We start from the raw sequence: 21,057 nt of genomic DNA, 5'->3' as shown, positions 1-21,057 counted from the left end.
TTTATTTTTGTATCTCTCTATAAAAGGAAAAATCATTCATATTAGTTTGTACTCGCTTCTCTTCCTTTACCTCTTTATCCTTGCTCTTAAGTATTTTTACATTTCCTAGTTTAATCGCATCTTGCATACTATTACTAACTAGATTTCCCCCTAAAATTGTCATACTATAAAAAGTAATTGGTATAAGTACAATCCACGTATGTGTAGTTAAATGGCGGAAGTTTTGACCAATTAGGCCCGTCCATTCCTTTGTTACACTATCTGGATCCATTCCACTGAAGGTTATTGTTCCACCAAAAAATAATTGCAACAAACCAAGGTGTAAAAGTAGTAATAAAGTACTTACAAATTGTTGGGCTACTAATAAAAGAAATGGAGGTAACATATGCGGCCATATATGGCGCTTCAACCTCTGCCATTTACTCCCGCCGAGAACAGCAGCTGCCAACATAAATTCCTCTTTCTTAATACGTTTTACTTCTTGCGCTACATATAGCATAACTGTTGGTACAGCAAGAAATACAAGAACTATAATTTGAAATGCCACCCGCAAATACAACGGCACAACTTCCGCTCCACTGTCAAACGTTAAAACTTCATTTAACATAAAATAAGAAATCATGACCATTGGTACAATACTAAAAGGATCAAAAAATGATGAAATAACTGGAAAAGAACGTTTACCATACATACCAAGAAGTAAACCAACTCCCCCTCCAACTATAACTCGTAAAATCGCTATAATTATACTCGCTCCAACTGTCCATTTCGCGCCTTCTATTATTAATTGAACAAGGTCGCGGCCTTTCACATCACTTCCAAACCAAAATTTACTTGATGGCGAAAATGGAGCTGCCTCTAGTTCTCCTTTTTCGTTATACATCATCGTAAGCTCGCGAATATTCCCATCAAAAAACACCGTATATCCAATACTAACAATCATTAGTACACTTAAAAAAGTAATACCTATCCAAAATCTCACATCTCTTTTTACAACTTGCCACATATTACACACGCTCCTTTATCACATTTTGCAAGAGTGTATGTAATATACGAAATAGTATAAAAAGCGGTACGTATAATATTACTAGACTCACTGTAAATATTTCTAATTTCGAATTTTCTTTTACAAAAACAAACATACCATATGTATTAAATATCCATTCAATAATATATAAATTGGAAAGCATAAATAATATATTTGTTTTCGCATAATAAATTGTCGTCAATAAAACATTTCTTGAAATATGATGTGTCAAAATATGCTGTAAGCTTAATCCTTTACTCTTAGCAAACAAACTATAATCTTTCTCTAACTCTTCTTTAAATCGTAATAACAACAGTTTAATAAATAATAATGTTGTTGGTATTGTAAGACATATAATCGGTAACAAACGTATCCTTTCTTCCCCTAATCCAGCTAGTTTGACCGGCATAAATCCTGTTTTTTGAAAAAGAATTACGACAAGAAGTTGTGATAATAAAATAAGTAATATATCTGGTATACTCTCAAGCGTAAGAAAAATCCCGTTCCACATTTTCTGTTTCATATAAGAACGTTGCAATACCCAAACGACAAGTACATACGCTATAAGCAAAGATAGTAAAAACGCTGATAGAAATACAATCATCGTTTCAAAATAATGAATCCATATTTGCGGAAATAATTTTCTTGAGTCTCGAAATCCATATGTTATTTCACCTGGTTGTAGTAACTTCCCTCCAAGAAATACAACTGTGTTCCAAAAACCGATTAAATCAATTTGCAATCCCTTAAATAAACGCGGTAGCGCGCCTAGACAGATTATACATAAAATTGCAGCTACTAGTTGTAAACAAGTAACCCCACACCATTTAGCAATTCGCATCAACATAACGATTTCCCCTTACCATCCGATAGAATATTCAGAAATCAAAAAACCGCATATATTACATCTCTTCGGCTATACTTTGCACCCGTTTCTTCCCACTCGGTAAAATGGTTTGATATAAACACGTAACAAAAAATAATAAACCAAATAAAATAATATACAACGTATCTGCACGAATCCATTTCGGGAACAACATCGCTATCGCACCGAGAGATAACAACTGGAATCCTGTCGTTAATGGACTAAGTAAACTTTGAACACGTCCCATGAATGATTCTTCTACAATTTCATACATCCAGCCCATAATTGCAACATTAATAAACGGTAAAAAGAAAGTCGCAAAAGCGATACATACATAAAAAGACCATACGTGGTTTACAAAGTAACACATACCGAAAAAGACCCCTGAGCCCGCCATACCAAATACAATAATAGGCTTGGGTGCATATTTCTTCCCTACACTTGTTGCTACTACACTTCCAATTAGTAATGAAATCCCTCCAACTACACCACCCACCATCGCTAAACTTTCATACGTTGCTGGTGCTAATTTATATTTTAATATGTAAGTTGTGGATACGCTTAAAATACCATTTAATAGTCCAAACACGATAAATACTAAAAGTAATTTTTTTAAAGTTTCATTTTGATATATATACTTGATCCCTTTTTGAAACTCTGTTATTAACATTTTCAAATTAACTTCTTTCCATTTTGTTCTACCGTTTGGCAAACGCACTTTTTCTGGAATGGAGATCGTTTGAATCAAAATACCACTCATAATAAAAGTGAGCGTATTTACTAAAATGCTCCCGTAAATTCCAAAAGTCCAATACACCATCGTTGCAATTCCTACCCCAAACAAAGCATACAAACTATTTACCATTTGATTCAAACCTGCTGCTGCACCGTATTGGTCTGATTCAACTACTCCTTGTATCATCGACTGTTCTGATGGAGAGAAAAATTGTATACATGCATTTTCCAAAAATAAAAATATAAAGACAAGTATGATCATTCCGTAATAAAGCGAAATTAGAATTCCGATATTACAAAGCGAACAACATATGTTGCTTACCGTACAAATACGTTGTCTATCAAAACGATCCACTACTGTCCCTACTAATAGAAAAAAGATTAATGCAGGTAATGCCATCATAATTTGTGTCATCGTTGCGTAAACTGGTTGTTTTCCGTACTGGTCTAACAAATAAAACATTAAAGAAATTCCAGCAATCATAGAACCGAGTCGCTCTAAAATATTTGCTAGAAAAAAACGTGTATACACTTTGTTGCGAAATAACTGTAGCATTTCTTTCATACTTCTAACCCTTTCTCTCGACAAAATTTTATTTTTCCAGTCATTTCTCGGAAGTTATACTATATTTTTCGACCATTATCCAATCTTTTCCTTCTGTATAGAGAACAATATTAAAAAGACTCTTGTTTTTTATCAAGAGTCTTTTTATTTAACTTCGCTTCAGTTAATACTATGCATCTAAATATCTTTATACGTCTCGCTAACTATTTTAATTTTCTAAAGTTCGGATATACTTTATTTATTTTATGAATGTATCACACATCCAATTATAAAATTTTTCTTTCTCTTCAAATTGCGGATAATGAGCTGACTTTTCAAAAGTAATGAATTTTTTTTGATTCGCTTCAATCATATCAAAATATGTTTTTGCTGCATGATATGAAGTGTTATAGTCATATTTCCCCATAAGGAAATAAAGCGGTAGCTTCACTTTATTCACCTTAGTAGGCAATGGATTCTTTAAATCCTTTTCTAATAAGACAGTTTGAGAATGTGATAATCCAACGTTATAACGAATTACATCTAAAAAGTTATATTCATTACTGAGTAGCATCCCAATATTATCACCATCTGGATTTTCAATGAGTCTTAATGTTCCACCATATTTTGCAACATAATTCCTCGGAGTGTATGTATCGCCATTTTTAATTTTTTCAGTCAACTCATTTAAATAGGCAACCTCATCTGTATTCCCAGCACTTTGTGCCTGTTCAATCACATAGTTTAAACTATCCATTTCACTTTCTACTGTATCACTCATTTGCCCTATGCCAACATATGCTTCATATTTTTCAGGGGCTTTATTGGCAGCTTGCATTCCGATATATGTACCGTAAGAATGACCAACCAATATTACTTTTTCTTTACCAAGATGTTTTGAAACATAATCTGTCATAGCTAATAAATCTTCTACAAGAAGATCTGATGTAAGGTTCGAATAGTCTTCAAAGAAATGATACGACTTCCCACTCGCTCTTTGATCGTAATTAACAACTGTGAATTTCTCTTCCAATAAGTTTTGGTATTTTTGCGCATATGGTATTTCTGAAGTACCTGGTCCACCATGTACAAAAATAATAACCGGATTGTTCTTATCTTTTCCGCGTATCATAATTTCATGATCACTTCCATTTATCTCTACTTGCTCTAATGTACTTATACTGTTTTTCCCTTTTATTTGCGAGGTCCATGTAGGAAATATTAGTGCTACGATTAATAATAGTGTAGTGATGGCACCAATAAGTTTTATTAATTTTTTTATCTTCTTCATAAGTAGTATCCTTTCTTTTAAATTTATAAAAACATCAATTTAATTCTGTAAAACTCCCTCAAAATAATATGAATATATAACAATTTCTCTCTCTAATTTCATCTTGCTCGTTTGCACATTTTTAATATCCCATACACTTCTTAATTTTCCCCTATATAAACTCTTAATATTTTCTTAATTTTCAAATATAAACTTTATAGAAAGACTCAGTCAAAATGTATTAAAAATAAAGAAAAAAGCCCTTGTTTTCAAAACAAAGACTTTTTTCCTTTAACTATTTCGCAACCTCTTCTTTCGGCATTACCATACCTTTATAAAGCTGGACAGTAATCCAGTAATAGATGAAATAAATGACTAAGAAAATCCCTATCGGCACCCATACCTTCACAAACGGGTCAACTAATATAAAGCTGAATAAGTTAAGCCCTACTAACACGTGGGAAATTCCAATAATTGCTGGGAAGATAAATAAATATGAAATTTCTTTATAAATACTTTTCGTTAACATACTACGTCTCACACCGATTTTTCGTAACATTTCATAACGGCGTACATCACGAGAAGCACCTGTTAATATTTTGAACATTAGTGAACTTGCCATCATTGCTAAAAACGCAATTCCGAGGAAAAATCCCATAAACATTGTTCCACTCATGAAACTGTTCATAAACTGATAAATTGTCATTTTTGTAAATAAGTCTACTTTTGTACCTGTTGTTTTTTCAATTTGTTCTTTTTGTCTCTTGTCTATTTCAATTAACAACGGTTTATATTTTTTCATATCATCTACTTTTGCTAATGTTACACTATGTTCCGTTCCTTGAACTGCTTTGTAGTGTTCTTCATCAGCAATTCTTACCGGTTTTCCGTTAAATTGATTATGTGTAATTTGTATTTCTCTTACAACCGCATCTTCCCAATCCCTTGGCATACGAGGAAGTTTATTGGCTGCTTCGGGAGCTTCCAAAGCAGAATAAACAGGTTCAGTTAAAGGTTCAGCCACACGTTTTCGAGCTGGCTCTTTTAAAGTTTTTGTATCAAAGTGGTCGGAAACGAGTGGTGGTTTCGCCGTTAAGTCGTTACGTAAGTAATACACCGCTTCTCCATCTACTTTATATTTATACTTGCTTTCTTCCACAATTTCCATTTCTTTTAAGGCTGCTTTATCTTGATCATTTGGATCATGAATTACGACATCATATACACGAGAGAAGTCTGTCATAATACCTACATTTTTTTGAAACGCCATACCTGCCGTCATTGCCCCTGCGCCTAATGCAATTAACATCGCTACTGTACCTAGTACTCTCGATAAGCTATTTACTCGAAAGCGTAGCTGTGCATATGTAAAACTATTTAAGCCCGTTTCATTTCGTTTTTTATTCCCTTTAATTTTCATCACAAAAAATGGGAGCAATGAACTAAAGATAAAATATGTTCCAAGAGTTGTAACGATTGTCGCTATTATAAAGCCTAATTCAGCATATATTTTTACATTGATCATAAAGTAGTATCCTATACTTACTAGCAATATACCAAGTACCGTCATTATAATAATGCGAGTTTTACTTTTCTTTACTTCATCTAGTGTTTCATCTTCACGAATTAACTCCAATTCTGTTTTACGTAATAACCGGATGCTATTCATTAAACCAGTAATAAAAAATAGTATTAAGAAGAAAATAGCTGTAACTAAGATTGCTGGTGTATATACAGATGAATAACTACCTTTCGCTGAAATTTCCATACCATTCATTAAAAAGTTTCCTGCTACACTTGCAAGCAACATCCCCACTAAGATCCCGATAATAATACTGACAATCCCCATACCGAATGTTTCAATAAATAATAACTGTGCTACTTTTTTCTTTTTCGCACCGAGCATCATGTACATACCGAGTTCTTTTCTTCTTAATGTGAGTAAGAAAGAATTGGCATATATAATATAAAATACAGTAATGAACGATAATAGTATGGCACCTACCCAGAATACGAGTCTAATACTACTAATAAGACTATTATCCTTCGTAAATTCACTATTCATCGCCATCGTTTGGAACATGTAGAAAATACTAATACTAATAACGAGACCAATAAGTAAAACCATATAATCTTTTAACATCTTTTTCATACTATGACGTGATAATTTGAATAACATAGTCTCGCCCCCTACTTAGACTCAGCAGCTGAGCCCATATGAGCGAGCACGCCTAAAATGTCTTGATAGAAATTTTCTCGCGTTCCTTGACGCGTTAACTCTTTATAAAGAAGGCCGTCTTGAATAAATAAAATACGCTCACAATAACTCGCACTAAATGCATCGTGTGTAACCATCAAAATACTTACATTGTGATTTTCATGTAAATCTTGCATCGCTTCTAATAAGCTTTTTGCATTTTTACTATCAAGCGCACCAGTCGGTTCATCTGCTAATACGATTGCTGGATTATGTACTAAAGCTCGTGCTGCCGCCGTTCTTTGCTTTTGTCCACCAGAAACAGCAGTTGGATATTTTGTTAAAATTTCAGTAATCCCTAATTTCTTTGCAACCTCATTTACCTTCCCCGTAATCTCACTTGAAGGTACGCCTTGCAGAGAAAGTGGTAAAGCGATATTTTCATAAATTGATAAGTTTTCTAGTAAGTTAAAATCTTGAAAAATGAACCCTAATTTTTGAGATCGAAAATCAGATAATGCATTCCCCTTCATAGAAGTAATATTTGTACCAGCTATTGTCACACTGCCACCCGTTGCTTGATCCAATGTACTAATCACATTAAGTAAAGTCGTTTTTCCAGATCCAGAAGGACCCATAATCCCGACGAATTCCCCTTCTTTAATACTTAATGACACACCCCTTAACGCTTTTGACTGATTCTCATTTCTTTTCCCATACGTTTTTTCTACACGTTCTACAGTAACTACATTTGTTGACATCTCTTTCACTCCATCCCTTTTGTGTAAAATTAATTTCTCACATATTTCTTATCTTTTTCTCATGTAAATCCTTAATAATTTTTAAATTTTTCAATCAGAAAGGATTACACGAGTTACGTAAACCTTTTTCCTATTACATATTCTCACTTTTCTAAAACTCGTTCCTTCGATTTCGCTTACATTTACCTTACATTTTTGTAAGGTAAAAAATATTACAGACCATTTCATAAGGCGGATTCCTTTGTAATGAGCTAGTTTTTTATTTTTATCAAAATTAATAGGATACATAAATAACAATAATAATAAGTTAAAAAGCAATATAATTTTATTTTAAAACGATAAATCATATGATAAAATCATGTTGTCATTAAATAAACGAGGTGCTTTTTATGAAACAAGTTTCAACACTCTTTTTAAAACTAGCTATTGTTTTTATAGGTATAGTAGTACTTGCATTGTGCATATTTGTAATTCCTAAAATCGGGAATTTCGCTGGAGAATTGTATCCAGCTATTGCTTATATGAAATCTCTCGTTTTAATCGATATGTACGCAGCGACGATACCTTTTTACTTCGCTCTGTATCAAGTTTTTAAACTTTTAAGTTATATTGATAAGAACAAAGCGTTCTCGGTATTATCAGTAAAGGCTTTAAAAAATATAAAATACTGTGCCCTCACTATCGGTACCATATACATACTAGGTATACCACTTTACTATCTTATGGCAAAAAAAATTGATCCTCCAAGTTTTATACCAATTGGATTGATCATTATTTTCTCCTCTATCGTGATTGCTGTTTTTGCTGCAGTTCTCCAAAAGCTCTTACAAGAAGCCATTAATATAAAATCAGAAAATGATTTAACGGTATGAAGTGAAGTATATGGCAATAAATGATGAAGGAATAGCGATTAAGCTATCCCTTCATCATTTATTATGGTTCTTTAATGAGTTTAAATTCAGTAATACATGTTAATGGTGTATTTTATTATCAATCTCTATTTCTTATTTTTTATTTCCTCTTTTATACTCTCCACAAACCCATTTAGTTCAATAACTTCTGACTGGTCTTCACCGTATTTACGTACATTTACAGATCCGTTCTCCATTTCCTTATCCCCAATAACAAGAACATAAGGAACTTTTTGCATTTGTGCTTCTCTTATTTTATATCCTAACTTTTCATCTCGTACATCTCTTTCAACACGAATGCCAGCTTGTGCTAATTTATCCGCAATCTCATCTGCGTATTGTACATGGACTGCATTCGAAACTGGAATGACCTTCACTTGAACCGGTGCCACCCATGCCGGGAACGCGCCTCCAAAGTGCTCAATTAATATCGCTAAGAAACGGTCTAAAGATCCTAAAACTGCTCTGTGAATGACAACTGGTCTTCTCTTTTCATTCTTCTCATCTATATAATTTAAATCAAACTTCTCTGGCATTTGGAAATCTAGTTGGATTGTCCCGCACTGATGACTTCTATTTAAGGCGTCTTTAATATGGAAGTCGATTTTCGGTCCATAAAATGCACCGTCACCTTCATTTAGTCTATATTTATAATTCAATGAATGTAATACATTTTCTAATGCCTCTTCTGCTTGCTCCCACAACTTATCATCACCCATTGAATCTTCTGGACGAGTAGAAAGCTCTACTTCATATTCGAATCCAAAAGTTTTATAAACATAATCAATTTGCGCCATTACAGATTTAATTTCATCTTCAATTTGTTCTGGAGTTACAAATAAATGAGCATCATCTTGGCAGAAAGTACGTACTCTTAATAATCCATTTAATGCCCCGCTAAATTCGTGTCGGTGTACTTGACCGAACTCACACATACGAATTGGCAATTCGCGATAAGAGTGTAATTTATTTTTGAACATTAACATATGTCCTGGGCAGTTCATTGGTTTTAATGCGAAACTTTTATTGTCTACTTCAGAGAAATACATGTTGTCTTTGTAATGTCCCCAGTGTCCTGATTTCTCCCATAATTCTTGGTTCATCATAAACGGAGTACGTACTTCTTGATACTTATACTCTTTTTGAATTTCTCTTAAAAATGCTTCTAATTCATTACGAATAATTTGTCCTTTCGGTAAATAAAATGGCATTCCCGGAGCCTCTTCAGAAAACATAAATAACTCCAGCTCACTACCTAATTTACGATGATTTCTTTTTGCTGCTTCTTCAACGAAATGTAAATAATCTTCTAATTCTTTTTGAGAAGAGAACGCAACACCATATATACGCTGAAGCACTTGATTGTTACTATCACCTCGCCAATATGCACCAGAAACGTGAGTTAATTGGAATGCTTTCAAATAGCCTGTTGACGGTAAATGAGGTCCTCTACATAAGTCTACAAATTCACCTTGTTTATATAGTGTTACACTTTCCCCACTAGGAATTGCTTCTAACAATTCTAATTTCAGGTGATCATTCATTTCTTGAAACAGTTTTTTTGCCTCTTCTCGTGAAACCTCAACTCGCTCTATTTTTATATTTTCATTTATAATTTTTTTCATTTCTTTTTCGATTTCCGGTAAATCTTCTACGTTTACACTACTCGGAAGATCCATATCATAATAAAATCCATTTTCAATAACAGGTCCTACACCAAGGTTTACATTACCATGCATCCTCTTTACAGCTTGCGCTAAAATATGTGCCGCAGAGTGTCTTGCAATTTCTACCCCTTCATTTGAATCTATAGTAACGATTTCTACTTCCGCATTTTCTTCAATATTTCGGCGTAAATCATATAACTGATCATTTACTTTCCCTGCGACTGCTTTCTTTTTTAAACTACTGCTAATGGATCCCGCAATTTCTTCTAAAGTAATTCCTTTTACAAATTCTTTAACGCTTCCATCCGGAAATTTCATTTCAATCATCTGTTCTTTCATTTTTCATCTCTCCATTTCATAATAAAAAGCACACTCATCCCTAAAATAGGGACGAGCGTGCTTTTACCCGTGGTTCCACCCAGATTCCCATTGTAAATATACAATGGCTTCTTTTACGGTAACGTCGTTTACACGGCACTAGATACTTAATTTCCCCAGTGCAGCTCTAAGGTGGTAAGTTATTTTTCTGCGTTAGGAAGTTCTCAGCTTTCCTTCCTTCTCTGTATAACCGGGGAAAATAACTCGTGTCCTTTTCTTCGCTTATTATGAAATTGAATGCAAAAAAGCATATTCATCCCTAAAAATTAGGGACGAATATGCTTATATTCGTGGTTCCACCCAGATTCCCATCACAAAAAACATAATGGCTTCTTTTGCGATAACGTCGCTTACACGGCACTAGATACTGAATTTCCCTAGTGCAGCTCTAAGGTGGTAAGTTATTTTTCTGCGTTAGGAAGTTCTCAGCTTTCCTTCCTTCTCTGTATAACCGGATAAAATAACTCGTGTCCTTTTCTTTGCTTTTAAAAGTACATCCATTAATTGTTATTTACTATATCTTATTCATTTTATTTTTGCAAGTGTTTAAAAATGATTTTTTATTTAATAAAAAAAGAAACCAAAAATAAATTTTTGGTTTCCTCTTCTCAATTTTACCAATCTTGTGGTTCGTAATTTAAGTCTGAAAATAGACGTCGTTTCTCTTTCTTCGATAAATCTCTCCACTGTCCAACAGGTAAATTATTTAATTCTATATTCATAATTCTTGTACGCTTTAAAGTGTATACTTGATAACCTAAAGCTTCACACATACGACGAATTTGACGATTCAACCCTTGAGTTAAAATAATTTGGAATTCATATTTTGATAACTGTGTTACCTCACAAGGAAGCGTTTTCGTTCCTAAAATTTTCACACCAGCTGCCATTTTCTCTAGAAAATCAGGTGTAATTGGCTTATCTACTGAAACGATATATTCTTTTTCATGTTTGTTTTCAGCACGTAAAATTTCATTTACAATATCACCATCATTCGTTAATAAAATTAAACCGTCTGAGTCTTTATCAAGACGTCCAATGTGACTAATTCGTAATGGATGATTCACTAAATCGATAATATTACCTTTTACAGATTTTTCACTCGTACATGTAATACCTACTGGTTTATTTAAAGCGATATATACGTGATCTCGAGCAATACGAAGTTGCTCTCCATTTACGCGTACATCATCACCTGGATTTACTTGGTCACCAATTTTTGCAACCTTACCGTTAATAATTACTCTTCTCTCATTAATTAGTTTATCTGCTCCACGTCGAGACGCTTTTCCAGCTTCACTAATAAATTTATTGATACGCAAATTAGGCACATCCTTTTCAAAAAAATTCAAGCTCACACTGCTTCTACCGTACAATACAAAAGGGTAAGCCTTCTATTATAACTTAAATATATTAACATGAAAGGGTATATAACGTCTTCTATTAATTACTCGTTTATAAGAAAATATCTTTATTATACATTCATTTATGCACGTTTTGTACACTTAATATACAAGCCACTCTTCCTTACATACAGCTTGTTTACCTCTAATATCTTTTAAATCCTCATGAATATTAGCTAGTTTATACAACTCTGGGAAAATCTCTTCTACATAATTTTGATGCGCCATTTCATCTTTCCAATAAGTTAACACTATGTAACAATTTTCATTTTTTAAAGACTTCCCAACAACTCCAGCTAGCAGCCCTTTTGCTTTTTCCATTCCTTTATTCCAAATTGTTTCTTGTTTATGTAAAAAATACTTTTCTTTTTCCACCTTTACATCACATATAGCAGCTCTAACGAATGATCCTTCTGTAACAACGTATTTCAAACTCGTATCAGTTATATCATACAACGTTTGAAATAGTTCAATTTCACATGAAAGAAACGTATCCTCTTGATTACTATTTAAATAAATGGTATCGTGTGCACTATTCATAAATGATTGATAAGCCCTTCTATCTTCCCATAAAGTGAATACACATGCCTCATCTTCATTCCATCCACCAAATTGTCCGTGAAATCCATCTAGATGCTGTATAGCTTGCCATTTTTCTTGTGCTTTTGAAAATAACTCTTTTTTCTCTTCTTCCACCTTACAGTAGATTGTTTTTAGTAGCATTTCTAATTCCCCCTTACCTTACATTAATTTCACTCTCTACTTCTTTTTGTTTACATAATATTATTAGTTATCTATAGTATTCAAAAAATCAGCCGCTCTTTCTATCAGCCATTCACCAAACGTACTTAAAAATAATAAAATTTCATTTATATCATTTATCGGTTCAATTACATATTGTAATGCCTTTCTCATATTTTTTTCTTGTTCGGGAAAATGCTTACTAAATAATTCATAGGCAGGATATAAGTCTCTGGAGTAAAGTCCTTCTCTCTCAATTGTCAATGCTAGACCTGACCTGATTATTATCTTCATAATCCAACGACAACAATCCGCTATATCTTCCAAGCCTTTATTATGTATTAACTCTTTGCGTGCTTGTCCAATTTGTTTCCCCAATTGAATAAGATGTTCATAGGCTAACTCCTGACTTACTTTATATTTAGGTAAAGACAATGTTACATCTTCACCAAATATACATACTCCATGTGTTTGTATCATGAAGCTTATAAAAGAAAAACTCTTGGAATTTATCACTTCTTTTTCACTGTAAAAACTCAATTCCACTCCTGTTATACAATTGAATTTTTGCAAAATTTTAATTTCTAGTTTCTTTCGCCAACTTAAGTCTATTAATTTAGGATCCTTTCGCACTAATATAATTACATCTATATCAGCAATACCTTTAATTCCAATCCCTCTTGGAATTGAGCCTCTTATATAAACACTGTGTAAATCATCCTGTAACAATTCACAACAAGTATTTTTTATTTCCTGTATTACCTCCATAAATATAGGTTGAACTTTTTCAATATGTGCATCATTTATAATATATCCTTCATCATCAGTAGGACAAAAACGACCTATCTTTTTTATACTTGGCAATTTATCATCTCATCTCCATACTAAATATTATTTTATTCTATACACATAGTAATTATAATTTAAATAATTCAGAATTAAAAATCAAAAGAGATGGAAAGTAAACAATCCTACAATATCATTTACTTCCTATTTCTTTTATTATCAATTATTTTTCAAATATATAATACCTAATTTCTCCTGGGTAATGTAATATCTTTACCTTTCTTTCCACTTTTTTAAAACTAACAGTATGCCCGTTTTCCCCTAAGTTCTCCCATCCACTTACCTTTGTAATAGGCATTACACTTATATATTTATAATCCTCTTCCTTATCATTGTTAATATGTATTGCTGACATTGGCACTGGAAAATCTTTGATTTTAGATTCTTTATTCATAAATATGCATGCAATTAAACCCATTAATAACATAGCCATTGAAATATTTGAAACTAGTTTTCTTCTATTCATTTTCACTAAAATTCCTCTTTTCTCACATATTTCTTTTATCATCTTACTAACTTTAATTATTCGTTTATAGAAAAGATATAATTTAAATTATTTCTAACCTATTTTCTCTACATGAAACAACATTATTGTTATATATTATAATTATAAGTTTTTAAATTTTGGAGGCGTTACATATTGCAGAAATTTCTTTTTACTAAATGGACAGTTGTTATTTCTATTTTCATCATTTTCGGTACGATTTTCTATGTTACTAATGTGAAAAATAACAACAAAAAAGCAACTGTAGAAACAGTGGATACAAAAATTTTCAAAACTAAATTACAACCTAAAATCGATGAATTAACTACAAATTATAATGACATCATCGAAAAAGATTGGTTGCCTGCCTGGGAAGAGATTAACACGAACGGAGATTCAGTAGACAGAAATAAACTATTAGTCACAATGACTGCTATTTCCAAACAATATGAAAACATTATGAATGAAATAGACACTTTGAAAATTAAAGAAAATATATCGGAAGTACAAATACAAGAACAACTAGTTTATTTCGCAACTGAATTTAAGGCTGCTTCTAAATTTATGAAAAACGCGGCAGATTTAATTATAGACGGAGCAAATAACTCTACTCCATCCAATGAAACAATTGAAAATACTAAACATGCTTTAGGACTTGCGGACCAACATATTGTCCTCGCTTTATCTACGTTAAATGAAGTTGAAGTTAAATTAGGACTTGCAAAAAAATAAAACTGGTTACTATTTTAAAATAAAAAAAGATTGCAATTCATATTTTGTCTGTCTATAATGTTTTTATTGATTTACAATCAATATTTTTATAAATTTTATAATTCGGATGAACCATTCAGGAGAAGGTCTATTGATCTACCGACGGGGCAAAAGGTTGCTGAATCAACTTTGAAACTCTCAGGTCTTGTTTACAAGTAGAACTGCATGGGGACGAATCTCTGGAGAGACTCCCTCTCGCTTTTATATAGCGCGGAGGAAAAAGAGCACCGAAGGAGCAAATCCGCTACTATAGCGGATAATCTCTCAGGTAAAAGGACAGAGACAAGCGAAAGAAAATGCCGATTTGTATCGGTTTATTTTTCTATCCCTTGTTTCTCCAGAGACCATTTCATTTACTTGAAGTGGTTTTTATTTTTTCATAAAAAGGAGAATACAGATGGAGACAGTAAGTACAGTATTAGAACAAATCAATCACTATGTGTGGGGATTACCAACGTTGTTGTTACTCGTTGGTACTGGTATCATTCTCACAGTGCGTTTAAAAGGATTACAGTTTAGTAAACTATTATACGCTCACAAACTAGCTTTTAAAAAATCAGAAGATACATCTTCCTCTGGAGATATTAGCCACTTCCAAGCACTTATGACAGCTATGGCGGCAACAATTGGTATGGGAAATATAGCCGGTGTTGCAACTGCAGTAACGATTGGTGGACCCGGTGCAATCTTTTGGATGTGGATTACTGCTTTGTTCGGTATGGCAACAAAGTATGCCGAAGCAATTCTTGCGGTGAAATACCGTGTTAGTAATGAAAATGGTGAATATTCAGGTGGACCAATGTACTATTTAGAACGTGGTTTAGGTAAGAAATGGCTTGCTGTTTTATTCGCTATATTCGGCACAACTGCTTCTTTCGGTATCGGTAATATGGTGCAATCTAACTCAGTTGCAGAGGCAATGCGAATTAATTTCTCTTTTCCTCCTGCTTTAACTGGTATATTCATGTCATTTTTAATCGCCATTGTTATTTTAGGCGGTGTGAAAAAAATCGGGAAAGTGACAGGATATATCGTTCCTATTAAAGCTTTCTTTTATATCATTGCTGGGCTTATTATTATTTTCTATCACTACGATCAAATTCCAGAAGCATTCTCACTTATTTTTTCTGGCGCATTCAATGGTACTGCAGCTGCTGGTGGTTTTATTGGCGCAACAATTGCATCTGCAATTCAAATCGGAATGGCGCGCGGTGTATTTGCGAACGAAGCTGGTTTAGGGAGTGCCCCTATTGCCGCAGCTGCCGCAAAAACTGATTCACCTGCAAAGCAAGCTTTAGTTTCTATGACTGGTACTTTTCTAGATACGTTTATTGTATGTACAATTACAGGGCTAGTATTAATTACTACAGGTGCATGGAAATCAGGTAAAACTGGCGTTGAAGCGACGACACTTGCGTTCCAATCTGTATTTGGCACTGCTGGTAGTATGATTCTTGGTATCGCAATTATATTATTTGCCTACTCTACTATTTTAGGATGGTCGTATTACGGCGAGAAGTGCGTGGCTTATTTATTTGGAGAAGGTGCTGTTAAATATTATAAAGCAATCTTTATCGTCATGATTGCTATTGGGGCTAATTTAAAACTAGGTATCGTATGGACATTTGCTGATATTGCAAATGGACTTATGGCGATTCCAAACTTAATTGGCCTTATTGGGTTAAGTGGTATTGTTGTTGCTGAAACGAATCGCTTTTTACAAGAAGAGAAATTGAAAGAAAGTCATAAAAAACAGGCAAGTTAATCTAAAAAAAAGGAATGACTCATACATAATGAGCATTCCTTTTTTCGTTTTCTAACTCAGTAAATATCATTAAAAATATATTTATATCAATCTTTCCCTTTTTTATTCCACTAAAAATTTTTCACATAAATGACATAAATCGTATGGTCTAACTATATAGTTGAAAAGGAATGCGACATTAAAGTGTCGACGAAAAACTCATCCGAGAAAAGGGAGGAAAAATCTTTTGAAAAACAAAATCATTGTTTTCCTATCTGTTTTATCATTCGTTATCGGTGGTTTCTTTTTTAACACAAATACTTCAAGTGCTGAAACATCATCTACTGATTACGTCCCTAACCAATTAATCGTTAAGTTCAAACAAAATGCCTCTTTAAGTAATGTTCAATCTTTTCACAAATCTGTCGGTGCTAACGTTTTATCTAAAGATGATTCGTTAGGTTTTGAAGTCGTTCAATTTTCAAAAGGTACTGTCAAAGAAAAAATAAAAAGTTATAAAAATAATCCAGATGTGGAATATGCAGAACCGAATTATTACGTTCACGCCTTTTGGACTCCGAACGACCCATTTTTTAAAAATCAATATGGATTGCAAAAAATTCAAGCTCCACAAGCTTGGGATAGTCAACGAAGTGATCCTGGTGTAAAAGTAGCTATTATTGATACAGGAGTTCAAGGTTCACATCCTGATTTAGCTTCGAAAGTAATTTACGGACATGATTATGTTGATAACGACAATACATCTGATGATGGTAATGGTCATGGTACGCATTGCGCTGGAATTACTGGAGCACTTACGAATAATAGTGTTGGAATTGCTGGTGTTGCCCCACAAACTTCAATTTATGCTGTCCGCGTATTAGATAATCAAGGGAGTGGTACTCTTGATGCTGTAGCGCAAGGGATTAGAGAAGCTGCTGATTCAGGTGCAAAAGTAATTAGTTTAAGCTTAGGCGCCCCAAATGGTGGGACTGCTTTACAACAAGCCGTTCAATATGCATGGAATAAAGGCTCTGTTATTGTTGCAGCTGCTGGAAATGCTGGAAATACAAAAGCTAATTACCCTGCTTATTACAACGAGGTGATTGCAGTTGCTTCTACAGATCAATCAGATAGAAAATCTTCATTTTCTACTTATGGTAGCTGGGTAGATGTTGCAGCACCAGGTTCAAATATATATTCCACATATAAAGGAAGCACGTATCAATCATTAAGTGGTACATCTATGGCAACACCTCATGTTGCAGGAGTCGCTGCTCTTTTAGCAAATCAAGGATATAGCAATACACAAATCCGCCAAATTATTGAGTCAACGTCTGATAAAATTAGTGGTACAGGTACGTATTGGAAAAACGGTAGAGTCAATGCATATAAAGCTATACAATACGCTAAGCAATTACAAGAAAATAAAGCCTCTTAAGAAATAATGTAAAGCTTTAATCAGTCGATCTGCCATTAGTGCGGGATAAAACAGAAGGAGAGACTTTTACAATTAAAGGCTCTCCTTCTTACAAACTATATTACTCCCCCTCCTTCTGCACCATATGTAAATACAGTACAAAATCCATCATTGTCGACGGATGACCGAGTTGACGGATCATCGCTGTTATATTTCCTCTATGATATGTCCCATGATTTACAACATGTTGTACTAACTCTAAAATTGAAGTTTCTAATTTCCCTGCATATGGATTCTCGATAACAAATACAGCATTCACGTCTTGTATTGTAATTAAGAAGTCTTTATATTGATTTGTCATGTTTTCAAACATTTTTTCTAATTCATGTAACGATTTAGTTTCGATTTGTTTTCGTAAATTTTCTCGGTCTTGTATTGCTTCATTCATACTTTTACCATGCAATATGTGTAACCACACTTGATCTGTAATATAAATATGCGTAAAAGTATCCTTAATTGATGGAAATACACTCTGTATCTGTTCATTAAAAATAGTCTCATAGCTTGGTAATTCTTTTAGTCGATTGAATAACCGTATATTAGCCCAAGCATGGTAATCCACCTGTTTTAACATGTACTCTTTCAATCTAAATCGCCTCCTTATTGTACGAAACGAATGTTTTGTTTCTCCATTTCCGATTCTCTATCAGCTTTTGCAATTCCTTTTTCTTCAATTTCACGTTTATTTATAGTTTTATAATTTACATACGTATGAAATTCCGTTTGAAATGGAAACGGTGTAATCCGAATTGTTTCCTCGTCCACCCATTCAGCTTGAATAGGTTTCTCCTCCTTACTATTAAACATTTCTGTTCCCTCAAAACCACCTTTAAATAAATCAATTTCATCTGTCTTGTCTACACCAGGTTTATTCATACATACATATAATGAAAGTTCATCACAAAACTTTAATAATTTATAATGTTTATCGAACATCGCAAACTGTTCTTTTGTTAACGTTTTCAAAATTCTTTTTTGTCGTTCCAATTCATGTTTATAAAAAGACATCATTTCTTCGTCTTCGTCATTTAATGAAAATGATAAAAAATGTTTACTACAAAGTAATGCTCCGTATGGATTCGAATCTTCAATTTCATTCAAACCAATCGTATAAAAAACAAAACGCAATGAACTTGGACAATCCATAAATGTATATGGAATATTTTTAGCATCATTCAAAATTGGTACTTTATCAAGTTCTATCCATCCTCTATCATGCTCATATATTGCATCAATTGTCTCTTTTAAGTATGTTTCATCTTCAAAAAGATCTTCTTTTATATGCTTTGCAATCTCTCCAGCTAAAAAACCATGATCATGTTGACGAATTAATATACTTTCATTCTCATTTTTTTCACGAAAAATCATTCATATACTCCCCCTCATCCTCATATTACAGCATTTTCTATACATCAATTCTTAATTAATCCCTAATTATTAGCAGGGATTCAGTCTCTTACAACGAAATTAACATAACTATATAGTATTCTTTCTAACCATATAAATAGCTTTCTCTATACTATCCATTATACTAAAACATTCATTCTAAAAAACTTTTTATGAGGTGAAAACATGAACAAAACAGAATTAGTTAAAAACGTGGCACAATCCGCTGATATTTCTCAAAAGGAAGCTTCTGCAGCGGTACAATCCGTATTTGACACAATTGCTACTGCATTACAATCTGGCGATAAAGTTCAATTAATCGGCTTTGGAACTTTTGAAGTGCGCGAAAGATCTGCTCGTACAGGACGTAATCCACAAACTGGCGAAGAAATTCAAATCGCTGCTGGTAAAGTTCCAGCATTTAAAGCTGGTAAAGAGTTAAAAGAAGCTGTGAAATAAATAAGAAACCAGCCATTTTATAGGCTGGTTTCTTATTTTCTATTTAAGCAGATTTTTTATATTCTCTGCATGATATACTTCACAAATATAAAATATGCATTTGCAATTACTTACAATTTGATATTTTCTAGTTGGATACACATTCGCCGTAACAGAGCATCCATCAAACAATTCAATAATATTCCCAGATGGCTGATATCCTTCGTATAATACGTTTCTTCTTACTTCCATCTTTTCTATAAGTTTTTCAACTGGAATATTTCCACTCTCTAATTCACTCTTAATTGTATTTGGTAAAAACGAAGTGTCCGCAAAAATTAGATTCTCAGATAACACTTTTCCTTTATAACTAACATTGGATACACGGTAAAGAAATGTTCCGTTTTTATCAAAGAAATTCTTTGCTTCTTTCGGAATGTACTGTCTATCAAGTACCTCTTGTTCGAGAATTTCAAACTGAACTGTATCATTCAAAAGCTTTTCTAAAGCATGAATAGATGATGTATCTCCAGAAAATAAAATATTTTTAATTGCTTGTACATTATAAGTGAATTCATTTGTTCTATTTTCCGCTACTAACATGAGGAACACCTCTTCTATAAGATTTTTTATTTAACTTATTTATAATTTAAAAGCGCTACTGCGTCTAACTGTGTAATTTCAGTTACTTCTTTACTAAATATTGCAATTGAAGCCATATAATCTGCACTTGGCCTTATATTCTCCATCATTGTATTTTCTACTAACTCTTGCCTATCCTTAAAAACTAACAAATTTGGAGGATCATTTGGAGCTGATACAGTAATACCTACTGGTGAAATCATTAGTCCTTCACCTGTCGCTTTTAATACCGCTTCTTTTCGAGTCCAATATGTTAAAAAACCTTCTATTTTCTGTTCATTAGGTAACTTCATAACTTGTGCTATTTCAATGTCTGTTAATACGCCCTCTGCCATTTTCATAACATCTACATTTGGATTCATTTGTTCAATATCAACGCCTACAGGTGCAGACTTTGTAAATGCAACAACAACCCACTCACCCGAATGTGAAACCGATAACTGCGGCATACCCTCTGGTAATTGTGGTCTACCATGTTGTAACTTACATACTGGGCACAGCCTATCAATTGGCACTTGAACTGGTGACATAGAAAGTATTTTACCTAGAACTAATCTACTAATTACACAACCTATTATAAAACGAGCACGATCTGCCGAATGATGATATGAATTTGCTTTCTCTCGTTCAACATCATTTAGTAAATTGTAATGCCATGATTGTAAATCCGAAATTCTTCCCCACCATATTTGACAATCATTCTCATTCAAAATCGGTATAGAATCTACAACTTTACTTTCTATCATGTAAACTCTCTCCTTCTAAAT

20 protein-coding genes, 1 riboswitch and 2 other annotated features are annotated in these 21,057 nt (G+C 33.2%); of the genes, 5 read left to right on the top strand and 15 right to left on the bottom strand.

Annotated features, from left to right (window positions below; genetic code table 11):
• Position 1: 1 nt before the first annotated feature.
• The 6 genes from ACLBWW_RS22990 to ACLBWW_RS22965 form a co-directional block, all read right to left on the bottom strand.
• Entirely contained in the window at positions 2 to 1,006 is a 1,005-nt protein-coding gene (locus tag ACLBWW_RS22990; protein ID WP_447614261.1) for an ABC transporter permease subunit, read from the bottom strand.
• A 1-nt stretch (position 1,007) separates the two neighbouring features.
• Entirely contained in the window at positions 1,008 to 1,874 is an 867-nt protein-coding gene (locus ACLBWW_RS22985) for an ABC transporter permease subunit (RefSeq protein WP_048546706.1), read from the bottom strand.
• A gap of 55 nt (positions 1,875 to 1,929) precedes the next feature.
• Positions 1,930 to 3,216: an MFS transporter gene (locus ACLBWW_RS22980; RefSeq protein WP_447614260.1), complete on the bottom strand. Its 1,287-nt coding sequence runs from the start codon at positions 3,214 to 3,216 to the stop codon at positions 1,930 to 1,932.
• A 214-nt stretch (positions 3,217 to 3,430) separates the two neighbouring features.
• Complete coding sequence (locus tag ACLBWW_RS22975; protein ID WP_447614259.1) at positions 3,431 to 4,462, bottom strand: alpha/beta fold hydrolase; 1,032 nt, start codon at positions 4,460 to 4,462, stop codon at positions 3,431 to 3,433.
• Positions 4,463 to 4,736: 274 nt separating this feature from the next.
• Entirely contained in the window at positions 4,737 to 6,620 is a 1,884-nt protein-coding gene (locus tag ACLBWW_RS22970) for an FtsX-like permease family protein (protein ID WP_048546701.1), read from the bottom strand.
• An 11-nt stretch (positions 6,621 to 6,631) separates the two neighbouring features.
• Positions 6,632 to 7,399 (bottom strand): ABC transporter ATP-binding protein, encoded by a 768-nt coding sequence (locus ACLBWW_RS22965; protein ID WP_048546699.1) that lies wholly within the window; start codon positions 7,397 to 7,399, stop codon positions 6,632 to 6,634.
• 389 nt (positions 7,400 to 7,788) lie between these two features.
• Between ACLBWW_RS22965 and ACLBWW_RS22960 the strand changes: the two genes are divergently transcribed.
• A complete protein-coding gene (locus ACLBWW_RS22960; RefSeq protein WP_098132196.1) occupies positions 7,789 to 8,271 on the top strand; it encodes a DUF2975 domain-containing protein in 483 nt (160 codons plus the stop codon).
• A gap of 125 nt (positions 8,272 to 8,396) precedes the next feature.
• On the opposite strand, the gene thrS is transcribed toward ACLBWW_RS22960, so the two are convergent.
• The 5 genes from thrS to ACLBWW_RS22935 all read right to left on the bottom strand — a co-directional run bounded on the left by thrS (position 8,397) and on the right by ACLBWW_RS22935 (position 13,853).
• Positions 8,397 to 10,316, bottom strand: a complete 1,920-nt coding sequence (gene thrS / locus ACLBWW_RS22955) for a threonine--tRNA ligase (protein ID WP_048546697.1) — start codon at positions 10,314 to 10,316, stop codon at positions 8,397 to 8,399.
• 44 nt (positions 10,317 to 10,360) lie between these two features.
• Positions 10,361 to 10,583 (bottom strand) — a binding site (T-box leader).
• A 37-nt stretch (positions 10,584 to 10,620) separates the two neighbouring features.
• Positions 10,621 to 10,844, bottom strand: a binding site (T-box leader).
• Between the two features lie 125 nt (positions 10,845 to 10,969).
• Positions 10,970 to 11,677, bottom strand: coding sequence for a 23S rRNA pseudouridine(2604) synthase RluF (gene rluF, locus ACLBWW_RS22950; RefSeq protein ID WP_048546694.1), 708 nt, complete (start codon positions 11,675 to 11,677; stop codon positions 10,970 to 10,972).
• 183 nt (positions 11,678 to 11,860) lie between these two features.
• Entirely contained in the window at positions 11,861 to 12,481 is a 621-nt protein-coding gene (locus ACLBWW_RS22945) for a YdbC family protein (protein ID WP_098152209.1), read from the bottom strand.
• 63 nt (positions 12,482 to 12,544) lie between these two features.
• Positions 12,545 to 13,363, bottom strand: coding sequence for a nucleotidyltransferase (locus ACLBWW_RS22940; protein ID WP_048546693.1), 819 nt, complete (start codon positions 13,361 to 13,363; stop codon positions 12,545 to 12,547).
• 145 nt (positions 13,364 to 13,508) lie between these two features.
• The gene (locus tag ACLBWW_RS22935) at positions 13,509 to 13,853 is read right to left on the bottom strand and encodes a hypothetical protein (protein WP_098049357.1); all 345 of its coding nucleotides are present in this window, start codon (positions 13,851 to 13,853) and stop codon (positions 13,509 to 13,511) included.
• Positions 13,854 to 13,985: 132 nt separating this feature from the next.
• Between ACLBWW_RS22935 and ACLBWW_RS22930 the strand changes: the two genes are divergently transcribed.
• From ACLBWW_RS22930 to ACLBWW_RS22920, 3 genes are all read left to right on the top strand, one after another.
• Positions 13,986 to 14,561 (top strand): hypothetical protein, encoded by a 576-nt coding sequence (locus tag ACLBWW_RS22930; protein WP_447614258.1) that lies wholly within the window; start codon positions 13,986 to 13,988, stop codon positions 14,559 to 14,561.
• 208 nt (positions 14,562 to 14,769) lie between these two features.
• A riboswitch (glycine riboswitch) is annotated at positions 14,770 to 14,890 on the top strand.
• A gap of 107 nt (positions 14,891 to 14,997) precedes the next feature.
• Positions 14,998 to 16,365: an alanine/glycine:cation symporter family protein gene (locus tag ACLBWW_RS22925; RefSeq protein WP_048546688.1), complete on the top strand. Its 1,368-nt coding sequence runs from the start codon at positions 14,998 to 15,000 to the stop codon at positions 16,363 to 16,365.
• A 226-nt stretch (positions 16,366 to 16,591) separates the two neighbouring features.
• Entirely contained in the window at positions 16,592 to 17,785 is a 1,194-nt protein-coding gene (locus ACLBWW_RS22920) for a S8 family peptidase (RefSeq protein WP_048546687.1), read from the top strand.
• Positions 17,786 to 17,885: 100 nt separating this feature from the next.
• Here the strand turns inward: ACLBWW_RS22920 and ACLBWW_RS22915 are convergent, their stop codons facing one another.
• Together ACLBWW_RS22915 and ACLBWW_RS22910 are read right to left on the bottom strand one after the other, a co-directional pair.
• Entirely contained in the window at positions 17,886 to 18,410 is a 525-nt protein-coding gene (locus ACLBWW_RS22915) for a DinB family protein (RefSeq protein ID WP_048546686.1), read from the bottom strand.
• Between the two features lie 14 nt (positions 18,411 to 18,424).
• Entirely contained in the window at positions 18,425 to 19,192 is a 768-nt protein-coding gene (locus ACLBWW_RS22910) for a DUF3891 family protein (RefSeq protein ID WP_098049352.1), read from the bottom strand.
• Positions 19,193 to 19,396: 204 nt separating this feature from the next.
• Between ACLBWW_RS22910 and ACLBWW_RS22905 the strand changes: the two genes are divergently transcribed.
• Positions 19,397 to 19,669, top strand: coding sequence for an HU family DNA-binding protein (locus tag ACLBWW_RS22905; RefSeq protein ID WP_001043960.1), 273 nt, complete (start codon positions 19,397 to 19,399; stop codon positions 19,667 to 19,669).
• 39 nt (positions 19,670 to 19,708) lie between these two features.
• On the opposite strand, the gene ACLBWW_RS22900 is transcribed toward ACLBWW_RS22905, so the two are convergent.
• Positions 19,709 to 20,251: a hypothetical protein gene (locus ACLBWW_RS22900; RefSeq protein WP_048546684.1), complete on the bottom strand. Its 543-nt coding sequence runs from the start codon at positions 20,249 to 20,251 to the stop codon at positions 19,709 to 19,711.
• A gap of 35 nt (positions 20,252 to 20,286) precedes the next feature.
• Complete coding sequence (sfp, locus tag ACLBWW_RS22895) at positions 20,287 to 21,036, bottom strand: 4'-phosphopantetheinyl transferase Sfp (RefSeq protein WP_048546683.1); 750 nt, start codon at positions 21,034 to 21,036, stop codon at positions 20,287 to 20,289.
• Between the last annotated feature and the right edge of the window lie 21 nt (positions 21,037 to 21,057).

Source organism: Bacillus sp. M5A3_1b, assembly GCF_053345335.1.
The sequence above is the reverse complement of the archived record's forward strand: the minus strand, read 5'-3'. Positions and strand labels throughout refer to the sequence as shown.

What these genes read in the sequence shown, in the direction of transcription:
- ACLBWW_RS22965 (WP_048546699.1), bottom strand. Translation starts at nt 7,399, where the DNA reads ATGTCAACAAATGTAGTTACTGTAGAACGTGTAGAAAAAACGTATGGG.
- ACLBWW_RS22910 (WP_098049352.1), bottom strand. Translation starts at nt 19,192, where the DNA reads ATGATTTTTCGTGAAAAAAATGAGAATGAAAGTATATTAATTCGTCAA.
- ACLBWW_RS22935 (WP_098049357.1), bottom strand. Translation starts at nt 13,853, where the DNA reads ATGATAAAAGAAATATGTGAGAAAAGAGGAATTTTAGTGAAAATGAAT.
- ACLBWW_RS22990 (WP_447614261.1), bottom strand. Translation starts at nt 1,006, where the DNA reads ATGTGGCAAGTTGTAAAAAGAGATGTGAGATTTTGGATAGGTATTACT.
- ACLBWW_RS22985 (WP_048546706.1), bottom strand. Translation starts at nt 1,874, where the DNA reads ATGTTGATGCGAATTGCTAAATGGTGTGGGGTTACTTGTTTACAACTA.
- ACLBWW_RS22900 (WP_048546684.1), bottom strand. Translation starts at nt 20,251, where the DNA reads ATGTTAGTAGCGGAAAATAGAACAAATGAATTCACTTATAATGTACAA.
- ACLBWW_RS22960 (WP_098132196.1), top strand. Translation starts at nt 7,789, where the DNA reads ATGAAACAAGTTTCAACACTCTTTTTAAAACTAGCTATTGTTTTTATA.
- sfp (WP_048546683.1), bottom strand. Translation starts at nt 21,036, where the DNA reads ATGATAGAAAGTAAAGTTGTAGATTCTATACCGATTTTGAATGAGAAT.
- thrS (WP_048546697.1), bottom strand. Translation starts at nt 10,316, where the DNA reads ATGAAAGAACAGATGATTGAAATGAAATTTCCGGATGGAAGCGTTAAA.
- ACLBWW_RS22905 (WP_001043960.1), top strand. Translation starts at nt 19,397, where the DNA reads ATGAACAAAACAGAATTAGTTAAAAACGTGGCACAATCCGCTGATATT.
- ACLBWW_RS22970 (WP_048546701.1), bottom strand. Translation starts at nt 6,620, where the DNA reads ATGTTATTCAAATTATCACGTCATAGTATGAAAAAGATGTTAAAAGAT.
- ACLBWW_RS22925 (WP_048546688.1), top strand. Translation starts at nt 14,998, where the DNA reads ATGGAGACAGTAAGTACAGTATTAGAACAAATCAATCACTATGTGTGG.
- ACLBWW_RS22975 (WP_447614259.1), bottom strand. Translation starts at nt 4,462, where the DNA reads ATGAAGAAGATAAAAAAATTAATAAAACTTATTGGTGCCATCACTACA.
- ACLBWW_RS22945 (WP_098152209.1), bottom strand. Translation starts at nt 12,481, where the DNA reads ATGCTACTAAAAACAATCTACTGTAAGGTGGAAGAAGAGAAAAAAGAG.